The sequence below is a fragment of the Streptomyces sp. NPDC019531 genome, assembly GCF_044903305.1.
GTDB lineage: Bacteria > Actinomycetota > Actinomycetes > Streptomycetales > Streptomycetaceae > Streptomyces.
In genome coordinates this window covers 1-1763 of record NZ_JBJDQL010000136.1, presented here as the reverse complement: position 1 = coordinate 1763, position 1763 = coordinate 1, and the positions used below count along the sequence as shown (strand labels likewise).

Genomic DNA, 1763 nt, shown 5'->3' with positions numbered 1-1763 from the left:
GGACGCGGTCACCGCCCTGGACACCCTCGGCGTGACCCGTTTCGTGGAGATCGGCCCGCAGGGTGTCCTGACGGCGCTGACGCAGCAGAACCTCCCTGACGACACCCGAGCCGTCACGGCCGTCCCCAGTCTGCGCGCAGGCCAGGACGAACCCCACACCCTGCTGACGGCGCTGGCCCGCCTGTACGTCACCGGTGTCCCGGTCGACTGGCAGGCCTTCTACACCGAAGACGACGCCCACCCCTCCCGTATCGATCTGCCCACCTACGCCTTCCAACGCCGGCGGTATTGGGTTCAGGCCCGTCTCGGCGGCGGTGACGTCACGGCCGCGGGCCTGGACTCCGCCGATCACCCCCTCCTCGGCGCGGCCATTTCGCTCGCCGATTCCGGTGGGCTCGTGCTCACCGGGCGGCTTTCGGCGGGGGCGGCGTCCTGGCTGGCCGATCATGTGGTTGGGGGCTCGGTGCTCTTCCCGGGTACCGGCTTCGTCGAGCTCGCCATCCACGCCGGGGACCAGGTGGGATGCGGCGCACTGGAGGAACTCACCCTTCAGGCTCCGCTGGTGCTGACTGCACGGGAGGCCGTGCAGATCCAGGTCGTGGTGGGAGCCGGGGAGGAGTCCGGTGTCCGCGGTGTGTCGGTGTACTCGCGAGCGGACGGTGCAGACGGTGCCGGTGACCCGGACCTCGCCTGGACACTGCACGCGACCGGCACGCTGACCGCCCAGGCAGGCCGCGTCACCGCGGCTGAGCTGACCCAGTGGCCGCCCATCGGCGCCGACGCACTCGATCTGGATGGCCTCTACGCGCGGTTCGCGGACGCGGGGATGGCGTACGGAGCTGCATTCCAGGGCCTGGAGCGCGTGTGGAAGCAGGGTGACACGGTCTTCGCCGAGGTCGCACTGCCCGAGCAGCTCCACGGCGACGCGGAGAGCTTCGGCATCCACCCGGCGCTCCTCGACGCCTGCCTGCACGCGGCGTTCGCCGACAGCGAGGACGGCGGCCGGCTGCCCTTCGCCTGGTCCGGAGTGACCCTGCACGCCGTCGGAGCAACAGCTGCGCGGGTCAGGCTCACGCCCTCCGGGTCCGGGGGTACGACGGTGGCGGTGGCCGATGCCGAGGGCCGGCCGGTGGCCACCATCGACTCGATCGCGTTCCGGCCGCTGCCCGCAGCATCCGCATCCGCCCCGCAACAGCCGCTGTACCGCATGGAGTGGACGCCCGCGGATTCAGTTCCGTCCGAGTCGTCCGCGTACGAACCCGTGGCGTCGATGGACTGGGACACGGCGTTGGGCAACCAGACCGCTGTCGAGGCGCAGGTGCTCGTACTGCGCTGCGAGCGCCAGGCAGACTGCGGACCGGACGGGACGCGTGCCACCTTGAACCGCGTTCTGACGGCGGTGCAGCAGTGGCTCGCGGACGAGCGCTTCTCCGACACCAAGCTGATGGTGGTGACGAACGGCGCGGTGGCCGTGGGCGACTCGGCCGACATCGACCCGGCCGGCGCCGCGGTCTGGGGTTTCGTCCGCGCAGCCCAGTGGGAGAGCCCCGAGCGCCTGATTCTCGTCGACACGGACGGTCCGCTGGACGTCGCGGCCGTCCTGGCCGAACCGCAGGCCGTGGTACGGGACGGCCGCGTGTACGTCGGACGTCTGGTGAAGGTGCCCGGCGTCTCGGCTGAGTTGTTGCCGTCGTTGCCGTCGTTGGAGGGGACGGTGTTGGTGACGGGTGGGACGGGTGGTCTGGGTGGTGTGGTTGCCCGGC

1 protein-coding gene is annotated in these 1763 nt (G+C 71.3%); it reads left to right on the top strand.

The window, feature by feature from the left end; genetic code table 11:
• On the top strand, positions 1–1763 hold a 1763-nt coding region (locus ACI2L1_RS45160; RefSeq protein WP_404745294.1), incomplete at both ends, for a polyketide synthase dehydratase domain-containing protein.